Below are 22880 nucleotides of genomic sequence, written 5' to 3' on the forward strand. Positions count from 1 at the left end.
GGAAAGGAAAAATATGCACTTGCGTATGCCACAGCATAGGAACATACATTCTTTTTTATCCAGTAAAACCTCGAACTTGTTGGGTTTTACTGGCTGAAAAAATTTTCCTGTCTTATACCATTTTATTAAATTCCTTCCTTAATCTCTTAATGATTCTTTTTTCCAATCTGGAAATATAGGATTGCGAAATCCCGAGCATATCAGCAACATCTTTTTGGGTTTTTTCTTCTCCGTTTGTCAGGCCAAAACGAAGCTCCATAATTTGCTTTTCACGATCCGTTAGCTGATGAAGCGCCTTGGTGAGAAGCTTGCGGTCGACGTTTGCTTCCAAATCTTTCGTAATAATATCATCATCCGTTCCCAATACATCGGATAACAACAATTCATTGCCATCCCAGTCAATATTCAGCGGTTCATCAAATGAAACTTCCGATCTAATTTTATTGTTCCGTCGTAAGTACATGAGAATCTCATTTTCAATGCATCTTGATGCGTATGTAGCCAGTTTGATTTTCTTTTCCGGATTAAAAGTATTAACTGCTTTGATTAGGCCGATTGTCCCAATACTGATTAAATCTTCAATATTGATCCCGGTATTTTCAAACTTTCTGGCAATGTAGACAACGAGACGAAGATTGCGCTCAATTAAGATTGATCTTGCTGCCTTATCACCGCCGGGAAGCTTTTTCAGCAGTAGTTCTTCCTCGTCTTTGCTTAAGGGAGGAGGAAGGGCTTCGCTGCCACCAATATAATAAACTTCATCTGTTTTTAGTCCCAATTTTATTAATAGCTTATACCAGTAATAGGATAAGCGAAGTTTCCACTTTTTCATTTGTATTCCTCCTTCTAAAAATATGTTTTTCTGAGTATAGTATTATTAACTTACCTTCACGGTGCCGCTGTCTTGCTTTGGTCCTGTAAGCATCTTCGGATGGACTATGCACTGAAAGGCATCATCCGCCGAGAGTTCCTGCATGGTAAATGATACAAGTCCCTTTTCAAATAGATGCAGGCTGCCATTATGCACAATAAGAATGCTGTCAGGCTTAATGGCAGTAATGAGCTGGGAACCTTGGCCTACCACCCTATAAGGTACAATTCTCATCCGATTTTGCCAGGTTTCAGGATATTTATCTGTGCCGATGGAAAGCGGGTCAGGATTCGCGGCTAATTGTTGAATGGGTTCAGAAAAGGATTCGAATTGCTTTTTAACGGAAATGAACATGACAGGTTGTTTTGATAACGGGTCATACAGCTGATTACCGCTGTCGATTAACCCTTTTAGATTTAATGTTTCATTGTCTATTTTTACTGCTACGCTCACAATCTGATCATATTGGATTTTAGTCATTTCCATTGACTCGATATTTTTTCTTGAAAAATGCCAAGCGACTGGAAATCCGATAAGCACAAACAGCCAGCTGATCGGATCACCAAATCCCATTACACTTGACTGAAGGACTTCCATCGTTAATTCCGGATCATACTGAATGAAAAAATGAACCCCCATTAATGACCCGCCAATTAAAAAAGTAGAGACATAAAATGTCATTAATGCTTTTATAAAAAACGAAAATCGTTTATAACCAAAAGCGATTAATATCATTATGACGGAGAATAACAGTTTTGAGATTGGATGACCGGAAATGGCATTTATAGGCGTGAAGGTTAGTAAAATGATCACTGAACCGATTAATCCCCCGGTAAAAATTCTCCACCATCGGACCCTCCTCTTTAGAATAATCGCTGTTAAATAAAGGAGAAGACTATCAAAGAGCAGATTAAGCGCCCAAATCACATCCAAATACACAATCAAGAAAGCATCCTCCTTTATCAAGACTGTTTCTATTATTCTGTTTAGAGAAAAGTATAACGTACTTGCATGGCGGAAGTGTGTCACTTTCTGTAATCAAAAAATCAGAAATTTTCCCTATTTACATAGGATTTTGTCAGAAAAATTTTTCTAAAATAAGAAAGGTACAGCCAGTAATTGGCGTACCTTAGTACCTTGGATTGCCTAGATAGGGTATTTAGAACCCCCTAATAGTTGGTTGCCCCTGCTACTAGGCTTGTAATTTCCGCTACAGGGTGAAATAAAACTAAAGGAGGCAACATACTTAGAAAAATCCCCTTAGCCATTTCATCAGTTGCCATCTCATGGAGCGGTTGATTAAATTTTTCCCAAAAACACGTCATATGAGGCGCGGTCTTATAACGCGCTCGATTGGATTTCTCGCTAAAACATGTCATTAGAGACGGTCTTATAACGCGTTTGATTAGATTTTCCCCTCAAACATGTCATTAGAGACGGTCTTATAACGTGTTTGACTAGATTCTCCCCTCAAACATGTCATAAGAGACGGTCTTATAACGCGTTTGATTAGATTTTCCCCTCAAACATGTCATTAGAGGCGGTCTTATAACGCGTTTGACTAGATTCCTCCCCTCAAACATGTCATAAGAGGCAATCTTATAACGCGTTCGCTCGGATTTTTCGCTAGAACATGTCATAAGAGACGGCCTTATAACGCGTTTGATAGGATTTTTTCCTCAAACATGTCATAAGAGACGGTCTTATAACGCGTTTGATTAGATTTTCCCCTCAAACATGTCATAAGAGACGGTCTTATAACGCGTTTGATTAGATTTTTCCCTCAAACATGTCATTAGAGGCGGTCTTATAACGCGTTTGACTAGATTCCTCCACACAAACATGTCATAAGAGGCAATCTTATAACGCGTTCGCTCGGATTTTTCGCTAGAACATGTCATAAGAGACGGCCTTAGATTTTTTTCTTCTTAGTGTGGGGAATCTTTATTTAAAAACTGTTGATTTGCGCGGAAGGCCCGAAGACTCCTCGAAAATGCTATCGCATTTTCTTCGAGCGTGGGCGGATTCGAGGAAGTATAGACAATGTTACAGACAGAAGAAATAAAAAGACTGCCGAAAGATTCTCGACAGCCTGAGGAAAAATTATCAAGTTTAACGTCTTCTATTACGATTTCTCAAGAAGGTTGGGATATCCAATGTATCTTCTTGGAATGTGTTGTTCGTGCGTACAGGCTCTTGTTGTGGTGCCTGCTGCTGTTGCTGCGGTTCTTCACGCTTGTGTTCTCTCTTGACAACGCCAGCCTGCGGCTTAACTTGTCCGAAAGTCGGGCGTGTTGGTTTTTGCTGGATCACTTCTTCCTTAAAGCCGGTCGCAATTACGGTTACGACAATTTCATCCTTAAGATTTTCATTGATAACTGAACCGAAAATCATATTTACTTCCTGGTCTGAAGCAGAAGCAACGATATCGGCAGCCTCTTGTACCTCGTAAAGGCTTAAGTTTGTGCCACCGGTAATATTCATTAACACACCTTGTGCGCCATCAATGGAAGTTTCAAGTAGCGGTGAACTGATCGCTTTTTTAGCAGCCTCTGTTGCACGGTTTTCGCCAGATGAAACACCAATCCCCATTAAAGCGGAACCTTTATTGGACATAATCGTCTTAACATCGGCAAAGTCAAGGTTGATTAATCCAGGTACCGCGATTAAATCGGAAATACCTGAAACACCCTGACGGAGAACATTGTCCGCTTCGCGGAATGCTTCAAGCATCGGTGTGCTCTTGTCGACTATTTCAAGCAAACGGTCATTCGGAATAACAATTAACGTGTCTACTGCTTCCTTCATGGATGAGATTCCACCGGCAGCCTGTGTTGCGCGTTTCTTCCCTTCAAACGTGAACGGTCGGGTTACAACACCAACTGTCAATGCCCCAAGATCACGGGCGATTTGGGCAATGACTGGCGCAGCACCAGTACCTGTACCGCCGCCCATTCCGGCCGTTACAAACACCATATCAGCTCCGCGTAATGCTTCTTCAATTTGCTCTTTACTCTCTTCGGCGGCTTTTTTGCCCACCTCGGGGTTGGCACCTGCACCTAAACCGCGGGTTAACTTTGACCCAATCTGCATTTTGACCTCTGCCTTTGACAGGTTTAATGCTTGGGCGTCGGTATTGACAGCAATGAATTCTACACCTTGAACACCGTGCTCGATCATTCGGTTTACCGCATTGTTACCGCCACCGCCGACTCCAATTACCTTTATTGTGGCAAGAGAATCTAAATTTGTATCAAACTCTAACATGAAAAATCCTCCTAATTCGTCGATATTCCTTTTCGATTCAAGCTATTCGAAAAAGTATCCAAGGAATTTTTTTACCTTTGATGACATTTTTTCATCTGGATGCTTTTCCACTTTTGTTTTAGGCTGGTGCTGCTTTGGCGCCCTCTTTTCAACTGGCTCGGAAACAGATGCATTTGAGCTGGATGTGCTGCCTGGCAATCTAGCATTCTTGTATGCATATTTAATCAAACCGACCGCAGTTGTATATTGAGGTTCTCTTACTCCAATATAGTCGGGACGGGCGATGCGGACCGGATTTTTAAACATATCCTGCGCCAGCTCGAGCAACCCTTGCATATTGGCAGTTCCACCTGTTAACACGAAACCGCCCGGCAGGTCGGTAACGCCTAATCGTTTTAATTCTTTTGCGATTAACTCAAAAATTTCTTCCATTCTCGCTTCAATGATTTCTGAAACATAAAGCTGATTGAATTGCTGATGCTGGTCACTACCAATGATTGGTACGCTAAAATATTCCTCTTCTGATGCATGGTCGTAAAACGCATGCCCGTACTTTACTTTAATATTTTCGGCATCCTCAGTTGAGGTGTGCAATACCTTGGAAAGATCGTTTGTAACCAAATCCCCGCCAACAGGAATGACACTCGTAGCCTTCAAATATCCTTCTTCAAATACGGAAATTGTCGTTGAACCCCCACCGATATCAATCAGGGCAACGCCAAGATTCTTTTCATCCTTTGATAAAGCATAATCTCCTGCCGCAAGCGGCTGTAGAATGATGTCGGAGAAATTGAGACCCGCTCGCTCCACACAGCGGATAATATTCGCAAGGACCGAATTGGAGCCAGTTACTAGTGTGCCATCCATTTCCAGACGAACACCAATCATCCCGCGCGGGTCATTGATTTCGTCCTTTCCATCAAGAATGAATTGCCTTTGGATTACCCCCATGTTTACTCTTTCAGGAGGGATTGAACCTGCATAAGCAGCCTCAATTACGCGGATTACATCTTCATTGGTAATCTCGCGGTTTTGGCCGGATACGGCAACAATTCCATGACATGGCTGAAGCATGACATTATGCCCTGGAATCCCGACCACAACTTCGTGAATCTCCATTCCAACCATTCTTTCTGCCTGCTCCACTGCCCTTTTAATGGAATGAACCGTGTCATCCATGTCAACAATCGACCCTTTGCGCAAGCCTTCAGATTCTACATTGCCAACACCTATTATATTTAATGAGCCTTTTCCAGAGTCATTGACCATTTCACCAATGATTACTTTTACACTGGATGTACCGATGTCAAGACTTACATATATTTCATTGCTGTTCATTCTCTGGCACCTCCTTTAACATCCCTTTATGTCGAACAACAAATCATTTTGTTCATTAAATAGTAATTTCCCATATTCATATCTTATAAGATTATTCGTCATAACTGAATGATTCCCTTTAAAAATTTTCAACTTTTTTCTAATTTTTCTTTGCTTGTTGACCATTTTGTCAATAATATTCGCCTAATTACAGCAATATTTTGAAATAATCTGACGCCGAACGCGAATACTGCCGCTAAATACAAGTCTACACCAAGATGGACACCTAGGAAAGCTAAACTTGCAGCAAGTATTATATTAAAAAAGAATCCCGAAACGAATACTTTTTCGTCATAAATATTTTGCAAATAGGCCCGAATTCCTCCAAATAATGTGTCGAGGGCTGCCAAGACAGCAATCGACAAATAATTGGAATATTCCTCTGGAATCCGAATTTCCGTCATTAGACCAAGCATGATTCCAATGATTAATCCTATCACTGGAAGCCACATCAGGAACCGCCCCCTTCTGTAACCGGCTCCATATACCGTACACGAATCGGATTAACATAAGCCGGTATCGTAATAGTAGGGCTCGGCGAAGAAATATTCAGTCTTAAACTCTCCGTAAAAAACTCATCCCTTGATTTTGAAACTTTCATCCGGTTATACAATTTTTCAGCTGTGTTTATATCATCCGTAACTACTTTAACCTCGATTGGAAGATCTCTAATCGTGTGGCCGTCTATTTTAGTTTCGTTATTAATATCGCGAATCACCGATGTATTGATCAATCGCTGCCCATCTATCGCAGTATATTTGGCCTCATACATATTCAATTCGTTCCGTAACCTTTGCAGTAGATCAGGAGAAACCGTTTTTGCCCTTGGGCTCCCTAGTTGGATATCTTCCATTACAGGTTCAATGACGAGCGTTATTCCTGGACCAGTAACCTCTGTCAAACCAGCCTCAACCTTTAATTCCTGAAACGTATCTCTTAAAGCTTGTTCCTTGCTTTGCGTACGCTTAGAGTCGTAAGCTGCCAGTTTTTCATCAATCGGCCGGATTTCCATCAACAGCTTCGATTGCAACTCTTTTTCCTTTAGGAGCGCTTCTCGTAGCTGCCATATATCTCGTGTATCCCGTTCAACCGGTTTTTTGACCGTTTGAAATTGAATCGCAATCATAAAACCCACTATTGCGGCAATCAAGGTAAAACTAATCTTCAATTTTGGCTTGTCCACTTTTTTCACCCAACCTTTTCATCATCTTTGTGGACACTACGAGTTTCCCAAAATCGGGTTAAAGACCAATGCACTGTCTTTTTCCAATGAAAACACAATATTATCATTAACCAGCTGGTCTTTAACCCCTCCGGTCAAGTTGATCGAGGATGCGAGGACATCTGGGTCACCGATTGCCGTAATCACGAAGGGAGCGGGGTACGGGGTTCCATCTACGGTAATGACTGGACCATTACAGACAATATAAGAATGGCTTGTTAGCCTTTGACCATTAATTGCCACAGCAGCCGCCCCGGATATGTACAGTTCATTGACAACTTTAAAGACATGATGTTCATGAACAAGATAATTATTTACATTGTCTTCCTTCGGATCATAGGCACCGTCGGAAAGCGTAATCCTTACGCCCTTACCCTTGACCTTTACCTTCCCCAGGAACATCCGGTATTTTTCCGAATCCTCGGCAAGATTAAGAAAGACCTGGGCTTCTTTGGCCAATTCCTTTTCACTCTTTTGAACTTTCTCCTGTTTCTTGTTTAATTCCCGCTGGAGTTTGCGATTGATTTCTTCCTGCGCAATTAATTGGTCTCTGAGTGCAATGGTTTTTTCATATTGTTTGTCTGACAGCTTTGGCTTTTCCTCTTTATATTCCATTTGGGTTAGATGATAGGAGAAGGCCATGATAAATCCCAATACCAGGCAGACAAGGGACAAAATAACATGATTACCCTTCACCTTCAGTATTTTCAACTTTTGTTTCCTCCGCTTCCGTTTCAAAAGCCTTAAAATAGGAACCTACTTCAAGGTCGATAATTCCTTTTTTATCGGGATCCAACTGACTGATGATCGAAGGATAGTGGACCATTTTTTCCGAGAACGTCCTTAAAGTGGCACTAACCTCAAAACCATCATTCATAAATAAAGATATATGATATTTGTCAGCCTTTTTTGGAGTATAATGAATTTCCGAGATGGAGTTTACAATCTCATTTGGAAGGACCTCCAAGCCGTCAACCAATTCATTAAGGGCGTCGCCTTTTTCAAAATTGAAGAGGATGGGAGCGTTAGCGGGAATGCCATCACTTTCCTTATCCATTAAAATGTGGCCATTCTCCATCACCGGATAGAACATATTGTCCTTTTTTAGATAGGCAATTCGTTTATGTTCCTTTACCTGGATTACAACCGAGTTCGGCCATTTCAATTTTACTTCCGCTTTGTTCATTTCGGGCAGCTTTTGTAGTTTGGTAGCGACCATACTCTTTCTGACTTCCCAGATATTTGTTTCAGTAGAAAGACCACTCTGATTGATAATTTCAGCACTGGAGTAAATTTCATTGCCTGTGACCGAAATGTTCTTTACGAGGCTTAGCGGTGATTGCGCATAAACGATTAGAGCAATCATCGTAAAAAATAAGAACATCAACAATATAAGCCGTCTATTTGCTTTTCGACGTCTTTGCTCCTTTAATTTTGGAATTCGGTCCTCTAGGGCCACGACCTTGCTTTTTTCCATTCAACTTTCCCCCAAATTATAGCGGAAGATTTCCGTCCGACTACAATGCCTGTCCCAATTAAAGCGAAAACAACGGCACGAAAAATCATGCCGTCATTCTTTTCTCAAGATTATCTCCACCTGTTAATTATGAGTAATTATAACACAAAATTTGTCATTCGTAAGGGATTTATTGAATGAAGTAACAGGTTTATTTCGGAATAAATTTGCAAAACCATTTTCAAATTAAACAGCAGTCATCCCTATTTCCTGCCGATGATTTCGACTTCCGTTTCCATTTTTACCTGGTATAAACTATAAATCGTATCCTTTACATGCTGGATTAAGGAAAGGACATCCCCAGCGGTTGCGTTACCCGCGTTGACGATGAAATTTCCGTGAAGCTCAGAAATCTTTGCTCCTCCAATACTAAAGCCCTTCAGCCCGGCTACCTCAATTAATTTTCCGGCATAATTCGGTAGCGGATTTCGGAAGATGCTGCCTGCACAAGGATAATTCCACGGCTGCGTATCCTTGCGGTAATCTTTATTTTTTTGCATTTGGGCGACAATGGCTTCTCTGTCACCTTCTTTAAGCTGAAACACCGCTTCCACCACAATTCCTGGGCGCTCTTTTTGCAGGATCGAGGTTCTGTAGGAAAAACTCATTTCTTCATTGGACAGCCATTCCATCGTGCCATCCTCAAATAAAATATGGGCTTTTGTCAAAATTTTGCTAATATCTGACCCGTGTGCCCCGGCATTCATATAGACTGCACCGCCGACAGAACCCGGAATTCCGCTGGCAAATTCCAGACCGGATAGCCCTTTCCTGCTTATTAAGGTTGATAGACTAACGAGGCTATAACCGCCGCCGACAAGGATTTCCGTTCCATTAACTTCAAGATGGTTGATGCCCGAACCTAGTTTAACAACAGCGCCTTCGATTCCTTTATCCGACACTAATAGATTAGAACCCCTGCCGATTGCACGCCAGTTTAACTTATGCTTTTTTATGAACTCCATTGTTGCTATTAAATTTTCAACAGAGCTTGGTTCAATAAAAAGATCTGCCGGTCCGCCAATTTTGATAGTCGTATGATGGGCAAGAAGTTCGTTTCGCTTTACCTTGCCAATATTCATTTTTTCCAGTTCCTGTATTAGAACGTCCATCTGAGATCACCTAACTTTCCAAACATGCGTATAGTTTAGTTTATGCTGAAAATCCAATTGGGCTACCTTCGATTTCCTTTTATAAGGTCAATTATCAAGTTGTATAGTCTGGCAGCAGAGTCAGGGACCCCAATTTTCATTGAATTTGCTTTCATTTCTTTAAGTGTTTCTTTATTTAGCAAAATCCGGTCGACTGCCGTTACAAGTCCATTGCCGGTTAAGTCTTTTTCAAGCATAACCTTGGCTGCGCCTTGCTCGCTTAAAGAGTTTGCGTTTTTTTCCTGATGATTATTTGTCACATATGGACTTGGAATCAAAATGGCCGGAATTCCAAGTGATGTGATTTCCGCGAGTGTGGTTGCCCCTGCCCTTGAGACGACCAAATCCATTCCAGCAAGGACCTCCGGCATATTATGAATAAATGGTTTGATGGCCACATTTTTCGGATTGCCGACAAGCTCCACCTCTTTTTTCACCTCTTCATAGTGGACTTCGCCGGTAATATAAAGAACCTGATAAGGTTTCCCGGCCAATTCGGGAAGCGATTTGATCACCGCTTCATTAATTGGCCTTGCACCACGGCTTCCGCCAAAAATTAATACAGATGGCATAGTGGTACTGAGCCCGACTGACAACCTTCCTTTAATTCCATCCTGGCCCAAAACCTCGGATGCCCTTGGATTACCGGTAAAAACGACTTTCTCGGAAGGAAAAAACTCTCTGGCCTGCTCAAAACAAATAGCTATTTTTTTGACATACCGGCTAAGGAATTTATTCGTCAACCCTGGGACGCTGTTCTGTTCATGGATGATCGTCGGAATCTTGAGTTTTGCCGCTGCGTACACGACAGGCCCACATACGTAACCGCCGGTGCCTACAACAATATCAGGTTTAAACTCTTTTAAAATTTTCCTGCTGTCCCTGACCCCTTTGATAAACCTGAGGACTGTTTTTACATTTTCAAACGATAGTTTCCGTCTAAATCCGGTAATATGGATCGATTTAAACGGAATATTTTCTTTCGGGACTATTTTGCTTTCCAAGCCGTTCAATGTGCCTATGTATATAACTTTTGCATCCTTATGTCGTTTTTGTATCTCTCTTATAAGTGCGAGTGCCGGATAAATATGTCCGCCGGTCCCTCCGCCGCTTACCGCTATCTTCATTTTCTCACCTCTACAATATTGCTAAACACATTCTACTACAAAACCATTCAAAAAAAAGCGAATGAAAAAATAATGTTATCTAAATGTAATCCATTATGCAAGAAATTCCACATCTTTTTGACACAAAAAGACCCTGTCTTAAGTAACAGGGCAGCGTTTAATACCTGGAATAGCGGCTAATATTTAGGAGAACACCAATGGCCATTAGCATTAATGTCAATGAGGAACCCCCGTAACTTAAAAACGGCAAGGTGATGCCGGTTACTGGCATCAAACCAGTGACAACCCCAATATTGATCATTACCTGAATCGCGACCATAGCAATGATTCCGACCGCGAGGAAACTGCCAAATAAATCGGGAGCCCCCAGGGCGATGCGAATTCCCCTCCAAAGCAACAGGGCAAATAATAGGATAATAAATGAACCGCCGATAAATCCCAATTCCTCAGAGAGAATCGCAAAAATAAAATCCGTTTGCGGCTCCGGGAGGTAGAAAAACTTCTGTCTACTCTCGCCGAGACCAAGTCCGAACAACCCACCAGGACCGATTGCATACAGCGATTGAATAATTTGAAACCCGCTCCCCAAAGGGTCTGACCAAGGGTCCAAAAACGAAGTAATCCGTTTGATTCGATACGGCGCTGAGGCAATTAACCCGACAAATCCGGCAATTCCGAGCAGCCCCAGAAACACAAAGTGGCTGATTCGCGCTCCAGCGATAAAAATCATGACCACACAGGTGCCCATCATCACGGTTCCCGTCCCTAAATCCGGCTGCAGCATAATCATGGCAAATGCAACAAACGCAATCCCTAAGGATGGGACTAATCCCTTTTTAAATGAGGTGATCAGCTTTTGATTGTCAGATAGGTACTTGGCCAGGAAAGCAATCATCGCCAGCTTCATAAATTCTGAAGGCTGGATGGAAAAGGCTCCCACGCCAATCCAACTCCGTGACCCGTTGCGGACGTTGCCGATTCCAGGGATTAACACCAAAATCAATAACACAAAACAAACAATTAAGATGGTTTTAGACCAGGTCCGCCATGTCCAATAGTTGATGTTCATGATAAAAAACATCGCCAGGATGCCGACACCGGCAAATAATGTTTGCCGCTTGGCAAAGAAAAACGAGTCTTCAAATTTATATTCAGCCCATATCGCACTTGCGCTATAAACCATGATTAGACCAACAGTCAGCAGTGTAAATGTTACAATCATTAAAATAAAATCAGGAGTGGTTCTTTTTGTCGGCACCAGTATACACCTCGGGCTAAAGATTTAGGGCTGAAGGTGACCGCCGCCTGCACAAAAGCGGGACAAGCCTTCCCCCCTACTTAAGCTTATGCACCGCTTCGATAAAAATGTCTCCCCTGACTTCAAAAGTTTTGTATTGATCCCAGCTTGCGCAGGCAGGAGACAATAAAATAACATCCCCCGGTTCAGAGAAACCAAATGCGACAGGTACGGCCTTGTCAACATTATCGACACGCTGATGTTGTTTTATTCCCGCTTCCATGCCAACACGCTCAAGTTTGGCAGCAGTTTGCCCAAAGGTAATCAATGCTTTAGCATTCTTTAAATATGGAATCAGCTCATCGAACTCATTCCCGCGGTCAAGCCCGCCCGCCAAAAGTATTACTGGAGCCTCAAACGCGGCAAGCGCATTAATCGTTGCCAGCATATTCGTTGCCTTTGAGTCATTATAAAACTTTCTCCCTTTAACATCAGCGACATATTGCAAACGGTGCCTGACACCAGTAAACGTTTTTAATACCTCTTCAATCGCACTGTTATCGACACCTGAAAGTTTTGCCGCTGCCATGGCAGAAAGGATATTTTCAAGATTATGGCGGCCAGGTAAGGCAATTTTCGTGATTTCTATCACTTGTTCACCGTTAAAGAAAATCCAGCCTTCTTTGAGATACGCTCCTTCCGTCAGTTCCCTTGTTGTTGAAAACGGAATGATTTTTGCTTGGGATCCTCGGGCGATATCCATTGTATCCTCTTGGTCCGCATTAACGATTAAGTACTCCCGCTCTGATTGATTCTTCGTTATATTAGCTTTTGCCGCTTTGTATTCATTCCTCGTCCCATGATAGTCCAAATGCGCATCATAGAGGTTTGTAATAATCGCAATTTTTGGTTTGAACGTTTCAATCCCCATCAGCTGGAAGGATGATAATTCAATGACAATCGTATTGTCGGCTGTTGCCTCCTGGGCAACCCCAGAAGCTACCGTACCGATATTCCCAGCAATTAACGGCTGCTTGCCCCCGGCATTTAACATTTCATAAACAAGCGTTGTAGTTGTAGTTTTTCCGTTGGTCCCGGTAATTCCGACAAATGGTGCCTCAGAAATTTGCCCTGCCAGCTCCACCTCGGTTATGACCGGTATTTGGCGCTCGATAGCAGCTTCAATGATCGGGTTGTTATAAGGTATTCCGGGATTTTTAACGATGAGCTCAAAACCTTCATCCAGAAGTTCGACCGGATGTTCGCCGCAAATGACCTTGATTCCTTGTTCCAATAGCCCCTGTGCCTCAGGATTTTCCGAGAACGGCTTTTTGTCATTAACTGTTACAAACGCTCCAAGCCTATGTAAAAGAGAAGCAGCGGTAACGCCGCTTTTGGCCAATCCGAGAACGAGTATTTTTTTATGACGGTAAGAATTAATCTGCTTCAATTACAACCACACCTCTATATAGATTCCAAGAACTGCAAACAGTAAGCCAACGCTCCAAAAAGTTACGACAACCCGCCATTCGGACCAGCCAATAAGTTCATAATGATGATGTAATGGGCTCATTCTAAAAATCCGTTTTCCGGTTGTTTTAAATGAGGCAACCTGAAGAATGACCGATAGGGTTTCAATGACAAACACACCGCCAATAAGAAGCAGCAGCACTTCAAGCTTGGTCATAATTGAAATGGCCGCGATTGCTCCCCCTAGGGCCAACGATCCGGTATCCCCCATAAACACCTTTGCCGGATGAGCATTAAACACAAGAAACCCGAGCACTGCCCCGACAATCGCTACCGAAAAGATGGCTATTTCCATTTGCGATTGATTCCAGGCCAAGACAGCAAATGCCCCAAAGGCTATCGCAGCGGTACCTGACACGAGACCGTCGAGTCCATCAGTCAGATTTACAGCATTGGAAAAGCCTACCAGCCAGAACACAATGAAAATAACAAAAAACCATCCCAGATCAATTGTCTTGTCAGTAAGCGGGATTCCAATCTCGGTAGAAAAATCGTTTTGTTTATAAACCAAATAAAAAATAACGGAAATAATAATTTGTCCAAGCAGTTTTTGTCTGGATGTTAACCCAAGGTTCCGCTTTAGTGCCACTTTGATAAAATCATCCAAAAAGCCAAGCAGACCGAATCCAAGCGTCACCAATAACAGCAAATAAGTTTTTACGGTCGGTTCAGAAAATTTACCGGTCATGACAATCGTGGTAATGACGATTGAAAATAAAATCATAATACCACCCATCGTCGGGGTTCCCGATTTCTTTTGATGGGATTTGGGACCTTCCTCACGAATGCTTTGTCCAAATTTCAATCTTCGTAAGAAGGGAATAAAAACTGGAGAGAGCAATACTGATATTAGAAATGCCATGATGATTGTGAAAAATATAACTTGCTCAAGCATCTATTATCCCCTCCCTTCGCGATTGTGATCTTGCTTTTCACTTAGTTGTTTAAGCATTACAGCAATATCATATGTTTTATGATTTTTATTAAGAAGTTTTTTATTAGAAATTTTAAAGTTTGTCATTTCCATAATACAATCTGTTTCTCCATTTAGTTTTTCATTGTAGTGCTGAATAATTCGGATGACCGCCTCGAGAGGGTCATCTGCAAAAAATACCGGAAAATGATTAGGAGTATACCGAGGCAGTTGTTCGCCTTTAGTCCAAATAGCTGCTACAGCTCCATTGGCTATTGCACGGGACAGCTCTCTAGACTCCTCTCCAAGCGGCACAAATAATCCTCGAGGCTGGATTTCATCTGCCTGGTCGGTTACCGTATAAAATTCCATCTCGACGGTAACCCCCTGCATTTCCGAAAATAAATGTGCTACATCGTTAAAGCTTAACAGCATGATTATCTCTCCTTAATTGCTTCCTTCGCAACCAGCCGGTCATCAAAATCATGAACGACACTGCCAATGATTTGGTATGTTTCATGACCTTTCCCGGCAATTAGGATGACATCATCTGTCGAAGCCTGACGAATCGCATGATGGATGGCTTCCCTGCGGTCCGGGATGATCTGATATGCTTCACCCTTAACCCCTGCTTCCATTTCCGAGAGGATGGCCAAAGGGTCTTCGCTTCTTGGGTTATCGGAAGTGAAAATGGGGTCTGTTCCATATTGACAGGCAATTTGCGCCATTAACGGCCGTTTCGTGCGATCGCGGTCCCCGCCGCAGCCGACAATGACAAAAATTCTTTTTTGGGCAAAATGCTGAATGGTCTTAAGCACATTTTCAAGGCTATCCGGGGTATGGGCATAATCGACAATGACAGTAAAATCCTGACCAGCGCGGACAAGTTCAACTCTGCCTGACACTCCTGGGAGAGTTTCCAGCGACTGAATGATATCGGTTATCTTGATTCCCGAGACGATCGATGCCGCAATCGCCGCCAGGGTGTTATAGACACTGAATTTCCCGATAAATTGAATTTGTACCGGATGCTGTTTCTGCCCAATAACGAGATCAAATTGCGTACCGGATGCAGTCATCCTGATATTTTTTGCCATGATATCGGCTGGCGAATCAATCCCATATGTAACCACGAGTCCGGCCGTTGACCGTTTAAACATTTCTGTCGCAGGGTCATCTGCATTTAATACGGCATACTTGGGATGATTATGGTTGAATGTATTGCCTAGCTGAGCAAACAACAAGCTTTTTGCACGCCGGTACTCATCCATGGTTTTATGGTAATCAAGGTGATCCTGTGTCAGGTTGCTAAACACCGCCACATCAAAATCACAGCCATGCACCCTGCCCAAATCAAGAGCATGGGACGATACCTCCATTACACAGGTATCAACACCTGCATCTGCCATTTGCCTAAACGTCTTCTGCAATGTTAGGCTTTCAGGCGTTGTATTTTTGGTTTCAATGGCCTGGGCCGCAATTTTGGTATACATCGTGCCAATCAGTCCTGTTTGATGGCCGGAATCTGAAAATATTTTTTCAATCATGTGGCTCGTTGTCGTTTTTCCATTTGTTCCGGTAATACCGATTAAATGCAGCTTTCTGGTTGGCTGCCCGTAAAAAGCATCCGCAAGTACCGCCATTGCTCTCGCAGTGTCGTTGACGACAATTACTGGTACATCTAGCGGGAGCATTCGTTCTGCCAATATCGCAACAGCGCCGTTTTGGACAGCGGAATCTGCAAAATCATGGCCGTCCACCGTATAGCCTTTTATACAAATAAATAAGCTCCCTGGCCCAACCTTACGATTATCATTTTCGATCGAGGTTATGTCCGGGTCCGCTCCCTCATATGGGGTTAATAGATGCAAATGTTCAATCAGCTTTTGTAGCTTCATGGTAATCTCAATCCTCTCAGTTGACCATACATCTTTTTGCCGGAATCGCTTGCTGAAACCCTCCGGCAGAAGTCCCACCTTATTTTACATGAAAATAGATTTTTTTGCTATTTTGTTATGGACATTTTTAAGAAAAGCGGAAACGCCTTCGGAACAAGCACAGCTTGTTCCTGCGAAGCTTATTCTCCCAGTAGCTTCCCTTAGTGGTCAGCCTCGACAAGCTTAAGACGTTCCCTGCAGGATGGGCCTGCCCTCCGGAAGGGGACGGCTTAAGACCTCGAGGGGCTAGGCGTTGAAGCTAGACATTTGTAAAAGAAACTCGCCAATTTTGGCGAGTCTCTGTGTTGTTCATTGGGTTAATCTCCGCTCCCGAAATAAAGTCTGATTTTTGAACCTTCCTTCACCTTTGTTCCCGGTGCCGGTGACTGTCTTACAACTACATTCCCTTCCCCGCTCGCATCGATTTTCAAATTGAACATTTGCTCATGAAGTTCCATTTTTGTCATGCCGACAAAGTCAGGCAGTACAATCGGCGGTGTATCCGGCCATTTAATTTTTTTGTCAATTTGTTCTTTTCTTGGTTCTATGCCCATGGCGCTCAAGCCATCCTTCATAATATTGCCCACGATCGGCGCACTTACAGTACCCCCGAAGGCGGTTACACCTTTTGGATTATCGACCGCGACATAAACAACAATCTGCGGGTCATCTGCTGGTGCAAAACCAATGAATGAAACGATGAAGTTATTCTCCAAATAGCGGCCGCCTTCGGCTTTTTGCGCCGTTCCGGTTTTCCCGCCAATTCGATAAGAATCAACAAATGCCCTGCCCCCGGTTCCTTGAGCAACGACACTTTCCAGTGCATGGCGGATTTCTTCTGAGGTTTCCTCGGTAATGACTCTTCGCTTCTCCACCGGGGTATTTCTCATAACGACCTCTTTTGTTACCGGGTCAATTAATTCCTTGGCTATATATGGTTTATATAAAATTCCGCCGTTCACGGCGGCAGATACAGCTGCTACCTGCTGGATCGGCGTTACTGAAACGCCTTGACCAAATGCAGTTGTCGCCTGTTCAACCGGTCCGACCCGATTCATATTAAACAGGATTCCTGTTCCTTCCCCCTGAAGATCGATCCCCGTTTTTTGGCCAAAGCCAAAATCCTTTATATATTTAAAAAGCTTCTCCTTGCCAAGCCGTTCGCCTAATTCCACAAAACCGGGGTTACAGGAGTTTTGGACGACTTCAAGGAAGGTTTGGCTCCCGTGACCACCACGTTTCCAGCATTTCAACCGGGCTCCCGCCACCTGAACTGAACCTGAATCATGAAAATGCTCTTTTTCCAAATCCACTTTTCCTTCGTTCAACGCAGCTGCCAAGGTGATAATTTTAAACGTGGATCCTGGCTCATACGTCATCCACACCGGGAGATTTCGGTTATACACCTCTTGCGGGACATTGCGGAAATTGGCCGGATCAAATGTAGGACGACTCGACATCGCCAATATTTCCCCGTTATTCGGGTTCATCGCGATGGCGATAATCCCGTCCGGATTATATTTTGCTTCGGCAATATCCAGCTCCCGTTCGACGATCGTCTGGATTTTTGTATCAATGGTCAGTTTCAAATCCAAGCCTTTAACAGGGTGCTCGTAATCATCGGCCATATCATTCATTCGTTCGCCCTTGGCATTGGCATAAAATTTGACTGAGCCGCGTTCTCCGTTCAGTTCTTTGTCATAATACTTTTCCAAGCCCATTAATCCTTGGTTGTCCACTCCTGCAAACCCAAGTACATGGGACAGATAGCTGTTAAAGGGATAGTGCCTTTTTGAATCTTCTCCGATATAAATCCCCTCAAGACCGAGTGCCCTTATTTCCTTGGCCTTTTCGTGAGAGATTTTCCTGCCTTCCTTAATACGAACAATCCGCTCTTTTTGGGTAATGTCGCGGTATGCTTTTTCCTTGGGCATATTCAGCACACTCGCCAATTTTTCCGCAGTGGCTGCGGGATCCTTTATTTGTCTTGGTACGACCCAGACTGTCGGCGCACTAATATTGGTGGCTAATGCAACTCCATTCCGGTCGACGATTTCTCCGCGCTCTGGTTCAAATGGTATATTTCGGCTCCATGAGTCCTTGGCTCTCGCGGTCAGCATGTCACCCAGGACAAACTGTACATAGCCAAGCCGAACGTCAATGACCAAGAAAATAAGAATTCCGACGACTAGTGTAACTAATAAGCGTTTACGGACCGTAACATTGGATACGCGCATATTTTGTGACAAGCCTCCTTTATATCATCGTTTATTAATATGCTTGTACCAGTCAGATTAGAACGTTTCCGAATTATGCAAAAAAGAGACCGAGTTCGGTCTCTTTAGTTAGTCCTGCATCACTTCATCTTCATTTTTTTGCCCTTCGGCATTTCCCGCTTGTTCCTGCACGGTTGCTTCAGCGTCCCACTGCTCCTCAGGGGTTTTCATATCAACAATCAGGAAATCCCCTTTATTTAACAGTGCTTTAGGTTTTATATTTTGCTGGACGACATAACCCTTGCCCTTTGCATTCAGTTTTAATTGTGCGATATTGGAAACCTTCATGACATCCCGGAGCGACCAGCCTGTCATGTCCGGTGCGGTCAGTTCTCCGTTCGTTTTCAAGATGACCTTTTCTCCTTCCAACAGATTGGTACCGGCCTTGGGTAACTGCCCCGTCACTTCCGTGCCATTTCCAAGCACAACTGCTTCAATTCCCTTGTTTGTTAAGGTTTTCACAGCTTCAGTGACGTTCAGCCCTGTCAATTTATCCAATTTATTGATGGACGTTTTTTCAACCACTGATGGTTGAATATTTAAATAGTGGAGGCTGTTTTTCATAATCGGATTAAAAATAGCCGAAACTGGGATGGCACCAATGTTGGTATCTGCTCCTTCAAGCTCTGGCTGCTGGACAGCCACATAGACAATCAGCTTGGGGTCATCCGCTGGGGCCATGCCTAAAAATGAATAGAGATAATTGTTAACACCCTTTAAATATCCTCCAGGTCCCGGAATATTGGCAGTACCCGTTTTTCCGGCAACACTGTAGCCTTCAATTTGATAACGGCCGCCGGTTCCTTTTGGTGCGGTCACAACTGTTTCCAGATAATCACGTACAGTTTTCGCGGTTTCGGCGGATATAGGCTGAGACACAACCTCAACTCCCGTCTCCTTTACCGTTTCACCTGTATCATGATTGACAATTTTTTTGACAACATGCGGCCTCACCATTTTTCCATCATTGGCAATAGCGGTAGCGGCCTGGATTTGTTGAATTGGTGTAATCGCAGTCCCTTGTCCATATGCGGTGGTGATTTTTTCAATTGGATAGGTGTAGCGGATTTTTCCGCTTGTTTCGTCAGGCAATTCAATCCCTGTTGGTTTATCGAAACCAAATTTACTCAAATATTCTCTAAATTTCTCAAAGCCCAACTTTTCATTAGCGATTTTTGCAAAGGCAACATTTGAAGACCGCTGAACCCCTTCGAGATAAGTAATTGGCCCCCAACCGTAGCCATTATGGTCATGAATGGCCTGACTTCTCTCCGTTACCCGATAAGAACCTGATTGATACACTTCATCCGGATTAAAGACGCCCTCCTGGACAGCAGCCGCAAGCGTAAATATTTTCATCGTCGAACCCGGTTCAAAGGACGTTTCTATCGCTTCATTATGCCAACTATCCTTGATACCCTGCTTTGAAGTCGGATGAAAACTCGGGCGCTGGCCCATCGCCAAAATATCACCCGTTTTCGGATCGGCGACAATCGCAATGATTTTTTTTGGTTTATACTGAGCGGCAGCCTTGTCCATTGCATCTTCCAAAAAGGTTTGAATTTTTTTATCGATTGTTAAATAGATATCGTCCCCATTACGGGCTGGGGTAACCTTCTCTTTTCCGTCAGGAAGAATATACCCCCATAAGTCACTTTCATAATTGATTTTCCCATTCGTCCCGGTCAATTCCTCATTAAACGCTTTTTCTATCCCCATTTTTCCTTCGGTTTTATAGGTACTGTTCTCCTGTTCAATCCGGTCCGCATATCCCACCACATGGGAGGCGAATATTCCGTTCGGATAAAACCGTTTTGCATCGCGGGTAAAGACAATTCCAGGCAATTTTAAACTCTCGATTTTTTTCTTCGTTTCATGAGTAATATCTCTGCCGGCTTTGCCAAATTCCACCTGAAACCTTCCCTTTTTTGTTAGAATGCTATAAATCTCGGATTCGTCCATTTTAATATACTTAGCAAGTTCCCTGGCCGTTTTTTCCGGATCCTTAACATGCCTCGGTTTTTTCTTGTCAGTGGTCATACTTTTATCAAGGATGGCAACCAGCTTGTAGGCTGCTGTATCCTCCGCAACCACTTCTCCGTTCCGGTCCAAAATATTACCCCTGGCAGCCTGCAGGGTTCCTTCCCGGCTGTATTTTTGCTGTGCCTTTGCCGCAAGCGGCTGCCCGTGGACTTCACCGCTAATTTGGATTGTAAAATACCTGACCAGCAATACAAAAAAGAGCAGGCCGAATATTACAAACAATATCGCTGCTCCTGCATTCATATATGGCTGTTTCTTGTTCATTTCTCCTGCACAACCTTGACGTTATTTTCGTTTAAAACAAGACCCATCTGTTTGGCTTTTTCATAAATTCGCTCATACGTGCTTAGTTCACTGACCTGAACTTTCAGATCGCTATTGACCTTTTTCTGTTCCTTAACCTGCGCTTCAATGGCTTGAATTTCCTGGTTAACTTCATAGATTTTGGCTTGATTTGAGATGAGGTGTACAGCACCAAAACAAATAATTCCAGCGAAAGCAACACCTATGATTTTTTCTCCTGGAGTCAGCCAGGATTTCTTTATCTTTACTTCTCTCCCCTGATGGACTGTTTGTTCAACTCGCTGCTGCTGACCCAAACTCCTGGCAAGATTACTCATTCTTTCCCCTCCGAATAAAATTTATATTTGTTCTATAATTTTTCTGCAATCCTTAGCTTTGCAGAACGTGCACGATTATTTTGTTCTACCTCTCCTTCGGAAGGAAGAATAGGTTTCCGAGTAATAATTTTTATTACCGGCTTGTACTCATCTGGGATCACTGGCAACGCGCGCGGCAGATTTGGTGTTTCCCCCGCTTTTTTGAAGGTTGCCTTACAAATTCGATCCTCTAGCGAATGAAAAGTAATACAGCTGATTCGTCCGCCCGGATTTAACAGGTCAATTGCCTGATGAAGTGATTTTTCAAATACGGACAATTCATCATTAACCGCAATGCGGATCGCCTGAAAAACTCTTTTGGCTGGATGTCCGCCTTTTCGCCTTGCAGGTGCCGGAATGGCCTCCTTAATTAATTCAACTAATTCCGCCGTAGTTTCTATTGGCTGTTTCATTCGGGCCGCCTCAATTTTCCTGGCGATTTGTTTCGAAAATTTCTCCTCGCCATAGTGAAAAAAGATGCGGACCAAGTCTTCATATGACCAATGATTAATCACATCGTATGCCGAAATCTCGGCATCCTGATCCATCCTCATGTCCAATGGTGCATCATGATGGTAGCTAAAGCCTCTTTCGGGAGTATCCAGCTGTGGTGAGGATACGCCGAGGTCATACAAGACGCCATCCACCCTTTCAACCCCGAGGTTTCCAAGTTCTTCCTTTAAATATAGAAAATTGCTTTTAATAATAGTTAAACGGTCCCCATATTGGGCCAATTTCTCCCGGGCGTTGGCGATGGCTGTTTCGTCCTGGTCAAATGCATATAATTTTCCATTTTGTCCAAGCTTTGAAAGAATCGCCGAACTATGTCCGGCCCCTCCCAATGTACAATCGACGTAAACCCCATCCTGCTTAATGTTCAATCCGTCAACAGCTTCCTCTAATAACACAGTTGTATGTTCAAACATGTCGTACCACCTTTTCCAATCGTCGAAAAATTATTATTGCAAAAAATATATTAATATAACTTGTCCATTATATATCAAAGCCAATCATATTTTCCGCAATTTCTGCAAAAGAATCTTCGGACTGTGAGAAATAGTCTTCCCAAATCTGTTTGCTCCAAATTTCAATTCGATTGGAAACACCCAAGATTACACATTCTTTTTCCAGCTTGGCATATTGCAAAAGTGGTGCCGGGATATTAATTCTTCCTTGTTTATCAAGCTCGCTCTCAGTTGCACCGGAAAAGAAGAATCTTGTAAAGGCGCGGGCATCTTTCTTGGTCAGCGGCAAGCCTTTTAATTTTTCTTCAATTAGCTGCCATTCTGATAACGGGTAACCAAATAAACATTGATCCAAACCCCTAGTGATGATAAACATCTCGCCAAGATCATCACGGAATTTGGAGGGCACGATGATTCGGCCTTTACTATCAATGCTATGATGGTATTCACCCATGAACATACCCACTACCCCCACTTTCTATTAAAAATGTACCACAATCCCCCACTTTCCACCACCTATTTTTTAACTATTCGTCTTAAAATCTTTAAAATCCTTTATTCTTATTAAATTTTTGCAAAAAAAAAGAAAAACTTCACTGAATAAGTGAAGTCAGGCTGTCGAGAAAGTTTCGACAGCCTTTATTTTGTTTATTTTCTTTAACAATTCACCGCGTTAATTTGTTATAATACTATTAATAAATAGACTATTCGATATGTCTGTTGATTTGCGCTCCAGGCACTTCGCTTTCCGCGGGCGTGCCTGGGAGCCTCCTCGGCGCAAGCGCCTGT

Annotated in this window: 20 protein-coding genes; all 20 read right to left on the minus strand. The window is 43.1% G+C overall.

Going from position 1 to position 22880, the window contains the following annotated elements:
- Positions 1–112 precede the first annotated feature (112 nt).
- On the minus strand, positions 113–832 hold the full coding sequence (gene sigE / locus M3234_RS24170; protein WP_066318243.1) for an RNA polymerase sporulation sigma factor SigE: 720 nt from the start codon (positions 830–832) through the stop codon (positions 113–115).
- Positions 833–877: 45 nt separating this feature from the next.
- Positions 878–1810, minus strand: a complete 933-nt coding sequence (gene spoIIGA / locus M3234_RS24175; RefSeq protein WP_311315694.1) for a sigma-E processing peptidase SpoIIGA — start codon at positions 1808–1810, stop codon at positions 878–880.
- Positions 1811–2983: 1173 nt separating this feature from the next.
- Positions 2984–4138 carry a cell division protein FtsZ gene (ftsZ, locus tag M3234_RS24180; protein ID WP_066318239.1) on the minus strand — a complete coding sequence of 385 codons (1155 nt, stop codon included), beginning with the start codon at positions 4136–4138 and terminating at the stop codon, positions 2984–2986.
- A gap of 42 nt (positions 4139–4180) precedes the next feature.
- A complete protein-coding gene (gene ftsA / locus M3234_RS24185; RefSeq protein WP_262307170.1) occupies positions 4181–5476 on the minus strand; it encodes a cell division protein FtsA in 1296 nt (431 codons plus the stop codon).
- Between the two features lie 128 nt (positions 5477–5604).
- Positions 5605–5967: a small basic family protein gene (locus M3234_RS24190; RefSeq protein WP_066318218.1), complete on the minus strand. Its 363-nt coding sequence runs from the start codon at positions 5965–5967 to the stop codon at positions 5605–5607.
- The gene (locus M3234_RS24195; RefSeq protein WP_262307171.1) at positions 5967–6698 is read right to left on the minus strand and encodes a DUF881 domain-containing protein; all 732 of its coding nucleotides are present in this window, start codon (positions 6696–6698) and stop codon (positions 5967–5969) included. Before M3234_RS24195 ends, M3234_RS24190 begins: the two co-directional genes overlap by 1 nt.
- Positions 6699–6734: 36 nt before the next feature.
- Positions 6735–7448, minus strand: coding sequence for a DUF881 domain-containing protein (locus M3234_RS24200; protein WP_262307172.1), 714 nt, complete (start codon positions 7446–7448; stop codon positions 6735–6737).
- Entirely contained in the window at positions 7423–8214 is a 792-nt protein-coding gene (locus M3234_RS24205; protein WP_262307173.1) for a cell division protein FtsQ/DivIB, read from the minus strand. Before M3234_RS24205 ends, M3234_RS24200 begins: the two co-directional genes overlap by 26 nt.
- A 242-nt stretch (positions 8215–8456) precedes the next feature.
- Positions 8457–9365, minus strand: a complete 909-nt coding sequence (murB, locus tag M3234_RS24210; RefSeq protein WP_262307174.1) for a UDP-N-acetylmuramate dehydrogenase — start codon at positions 9363–9365, stop codon at positions 8457–8459.
- A gap of 62 nt (positions 9366–9427) precedes the next feature.
- The gene (gene murG, locus M3234_RS24215) at positions 9428–10531 is read right to left on the minus strand and encodes an undecaprenyldiphospho-muramoylpentapeptide beta-N-acetylglucosaminyltransferase (protein ID WP_262307175.1); all 1104 of its coding nucleotides are present in this window, start codon (positions 10529–10531) and stop codon (positions 9428–9430) included.
- A 157-nt stretch (positions 10532–10688) separates the two neighbouring features.
- A complete protein-coding gene (gene spoVE / locus M3234_RS24220; protein WP_262307176.1) occupies positions 10689–11789 on the minus strand; it encodes a stage V sporulation protein E in 1101 nt (366 codons plus the stop codon).
- Between the two features lie 76 nt (positions 11790–11865).
- Positions 11866–13218: a UDP-N-acetylmuramoyl-L-alanine--D-glutamate ligase gene (gene murD / locus M3234_RS24225; protein ID WP_262307177.1), complete on the minus strand. Its 1353-nt coding sequence runs from the start codon at positions 13216–13218 to the stop codon at positions 11866–11868.
- Positions 13219–14193, minus strand: a complete 975-nt coding sequence (gene mraY, locus M3234_RS24230; protein ID WP_262307178.1) for a phospho-N-acetylmuramoyl-pentapeptide-transferase — start codon at positions 14191–14193, stop codon at positions 13219–13221.
- A gap of 3 nt (positions 14194–14196) precedes the next feature.
- Positions 14197–14646, minus strand: a complete 450-nt coding sequence (locus tag M3234_RS24235; RefSeq protein WP_262307179.1) for a hypothetical protein — start codon at positions 14644–14646, stop codon at positions 14197–14199.
- Between the two features lie 2 nt (positions 14647–14648).
- Positions 14649–16109: a UDP-N-acetylmuramoyl-L-alanyl-D-glutamate--2,6-diaminopimelate ligase gene (locus tag M3234_RS24240; protein WP_262307180.1), complete on the minus strand. Its 1461-nt coding sequence runs from the start codon at positions 16107–16109 to the stop codon at positions 14649–14651.
- 356 nt (positions 16110–16465) lie between these two features.
- On the minus strand, positions 16466–18385 hold the full coding sequence (locus M3234_RS24245; protein WP_262307185.1) for a stage V sporulation protein D: 1920 nt from the start codon (positions 18383–18385) through the stop codon (positions 16466–16468).
- 108 nt (positions 18386–18493) lie between these two features.
- Entirely contained in the window at positions 18494–20731 is a 2238-nt protein-coding gene (locus tag M3234_RS24250) for a penicillin-binding protein (protein WP_262307181.1), read from the minus strand.
- Positions 20728–21087 (minus strand): cell division protein FtsL, encoded by a 360-nt coding sequence (gene ftsL, locus M3234_RS24255; RefSeq protein ID WP_066318156.1) that lies wholly within the window; start codon positions 21085–21087, stop codon positions 20728–20730. The genes M3234_RS24250 and ftsL overlap by 4 nt, the downstream gene beginning before the upstream one ends.
- Positions 21088–21119: 32 nt before the next feature.
- Complete coding sequence (gene rsmH, locus M3234_RS24260) at positions 21120–22052, minus strand: 16S rRNA (cytosine(1402)-N(4))-methyltransferase RsmH (protein WP_262307182.1); 933 nt, start codon at positions 22050–22052, stop codon at positions 21120–21122.
- 67 nt (positions 22053–22119) lie between these two features.
- Positions 22120–22551, minus strand: coding sequence for a division/cell wall cluster transcriptional repressor MraZ (gene mraZ, locus M3234_RS24265; protein ID WP_262307183.1), 432 nt, complete (start codon positions 22549–22551; stop codon positions 22120–22122).
- Positions 22552–22880 lie beyond the last annotated feature (329 nt).

Source organism: Neobacillus niacini (assembly GCF_023715785.1).
Lineage (GTDB): Bacteria > Bacillota > Bacilli > Bacillales > Cytobacillaceae > Neobacillus > Neobacillus niacini_E.

Bases quoted from the DNA above. Each gene is read 5' to 3' on its own strand.
- sigE (WP_066318243.1), bottom strand. From the start codon at position 832: ATGAAAAAGTGGAAACTTCGCTTATCCTATTACTGGTATAAGCTATTA.
- ftsZ (WP_066318239.1), bottom strand. From the start codon at position 4,138: ATGTTAGAGTTTGATACAAATTTAGATTCTCTTGCCACAATAAAGGTA.
- ftsA (WP_262307170.1), bottom strand. From the start codon at position 5,476: ATGAACAGCAATGAAATATATGTAAGTCTTGACATCGGTACATCCAGT.
- M3234_RS24190 (WP_066318218.1), bottom strand. From the start codon at position 5,967: ATGTGGCTTCCAGTGATAGGATTAATCATTGGAATCATGCTTGGTCTA.
- M3234_RS24205 (WP_262307173.1), bottom strand. From the start codon at position 8,214: ATGGAAAAAAGCAAGGTCGTGGCCCTAGAGGACCGAATTCCAAAATTA.
- murB (WP_262307174.1), bottom strand. From the start codon at position 9,365: ATGGACGTTCTAATACAGGAACTGGAAAAAATGAATATTGGCAAGGTA.
- murG (WP_262307175.1), bottom strand. From the start codon at position 10,531: ATGAAGATAGCGGTAAGCGGCGGAGGGACCGGCGGACATATTTATCCG.
- mraY (WP_262307178.1), bottom strand. From the start codon at position 14,193: ATGCTTGAGCAAGTTATATTTTTCACAATCATCATGGCATTTCTAATA.
- M3234_RS24235 (WP_262307179.1), bottom strand. From the start codon at position 14,646: ATGCTGTTAAGCTTTAACGATGTAGCACATTTATTTTCGGAAATGCAG.
- M3234_RS24240 (WP_262307180.1), bottom strand. From the start codon at position 16,109: ATGAAGCTACAAAAGCTGATTGAACATTTGCATCTATTAACCCCATAT.
- M3234_RS24245 (WP_262307185.1), bottom strand. From the start codon at position 18,385: ATGCGCGTATCCAATGTTACGGTCCGTAAACGCTTATTAGTTACACTA.
- M3234_RS24250 (WP_262307181.1), bottom strand. From the start codon at position 20,731: ATGAACAAGAAACAGCCATATATGAATGCAGGAGCAGCGATATTGTTT.
- ftsL (WP_066318156.1), bottom strand. From the start codon at position 21,087: ATGAGTAATCTTGCCAGGAGTTTGGGTCAGCAGCAGCGAGTTGAACAA.
- rsmH (WP_262307182.1), bottom strand. From the start codon at position 22,052: ATGTTTGAACATACAACTGTGTTATTAGAGGAAGCTGTTGACGGATTG.
- mraZ (WP_262307183.1), bottom strand. From the start codon at position 22,551: ATGTTCATGGGTGAATACCATCATAGCATTGATAGTAAAGGCCGAATC.